Origin of the sequence: Rufibacter glacialis, from assembly GCF_008271745.1 — a bacterium.
Taxonomy (GTDB): Bacteria; Bacteroidota; Bacteroidia; order Cytophagales; family Hymenobacteraceae; genus Nibribacter; species Nibribacter glacialis.
Genome location: NZ_VKKZ01000011.1, coordinates 1 through 1,611, shown reverse-complemented (window position 1 = coordinate 1,611; position 1,611 = coordinate 1). Strand labels below are relative to the sequence as shown.

General features: G+C 56.3%; 1 protein-coding gene. It reads left to right on the top strand.

The features are described from left to right. Positions 1-246: 246 nt before the first annotated feature. A complete protein-coding gene (locus FOE74_RS04875) occupies positions 247-1,593 on the top strand; it encodes an IS110 family RNA-guided transposase (protein WP_149097487.1) in 1,347 nt (448 codons plus the stop codon). Positions 1,594-1,611: the final 18 nt, after the last annotated feature.

Genomic DNA, 1,611 nt, shown 5'->3' with positions numbered 1-1,611 from the left:
GGCCAATGTTTCCGACATAACAACTTGTGCATAGTTTTTAGGCTGAGAATTTGGGAAGACAGTAGAATTAGTTACAGGAGCTTTTGCAGCGAGACCTTTCCTAACATTGAGTGGATGAACTCTACCAGTAGTGTGGTTCTGCTGCCCCTATTTGGTTTCAAACTGGGCGACAGAGCCCGCATAGAAGAGTAAGCTGACTGGGCGGCAGGCAATGGCTTTTGTATCTATCCCAAAACATCAAAGCCTATGAAAAAGCAAACCACCACAAGAGAGAGCGCCCTCAACCTGCCGCTGGTCAACCCGAACGCGGCGGGTATTGATGTGGGAGACACCATTCACGCCGTTGCCGTACCCGAGGGCAGGGATACGCTGCCGGTCAGGTCCTTTGGGACGATGACCTGCGATCTGGAGGCCATCGCCGCTTGGCTGCTCGAGTGCGGGGTGGACACGGTGGCCATGGAGAGCACGGGCGTATACTGGAGACCTTTGTTCAACCTGCTCACCCAGCATGGCCTGGAGGTGTACCTGGTCAATGCCAAACAGGTTAAGAACGTGAGCGGCAGGAAGAACGATGAGGACGATGCGCGCTGGATCCAGAAGCTGCACAGCTGCGGGCTGCTCCGCAGCAGCTACCTGCCCGACGACCAGCAGGAGGCGCTGCGCACGCTGGTCCGCCACCGCAGAACGCTCACCCAGGACAGGGGCAGATGCGTGCTGCGGATGCAGAAGGCCTTGGAGCTGATGAACGTGAAGGTGCACACGCTGCTGCGTGACATCACCGGCAAGAGTGGCCTTGCCATCATTGAGGCCATCCTGCGGGGGGAGAGGGCAGCGGAGAACTTCCTTGCCTGCGTCCACTTCAAGGTGAAGGCCGACAGGGCAACCATCCTCAAGTCCCTACAGGGCAACTGGCGCCCAGAGCAGCTCTACCTGCTGGAGGACTGTTACATGGGCTATAAGTACCTGACCGAGCGCATCGCCTCGTGCGATGTGGCCATTGAACGGCAGCTGGAGCGTTACCATAGGGAAATCCGCCCTGAGGCGGCGCCTGAGCGTGAGGCCGTCTCTGCCAAGAAGGCCAACAGGAACAAACCATCGTTCAACACCTGCTCCTACCTGAGAAAAGTACTGGGGGTGGACGTGATGGCCATTTACGGCATCAGTGACATCGCCGCACTGGAGATTCTCTCTGAAACCGGCACAGACATGGGCAAATGGGAGACGGCCAAGCACTTCGCCAGCTGGCTGAACCTATGCCCCAACAACAAGATATCAGGCGGCAAGCTTATCAGCAGTACCCTGATGAAAAAGAAGCCTAACCCGGCCAGCCAGGCGTTCCGCAACGCCGCCAATGCCGTGCAGCGGAGCGACAACTGGCTCGGGGACTACTTCAGGCGGATGAAGGCAAAGGGTGGTAACAAGTATGCCACTGTGGCCACGGCTAATAAGATTGCCACTATCTACTACAAAATGGTATCTTCCCAGCAGGAGTTCAGCCCTGTTGAGCTGACTGCCTATCAGAAAAAGTACAGGCAGGCGAAGATAATATACCTAGAGCGGAGGCTCTTTGAACTGAAAAAGGAAGCCGCTTAGGGGAGTTATATAGAAGTT

Bases quoted from the DNA above. Each gene is read 5' to 3' on its own strand.
- FOE74_RS04875 (WP_149097487.1), top strand. From the start codon at position 247: ATGAAAAAGCAAACCACCACAAGAGAGAGCGCCCTCAACCTGCCGCTG.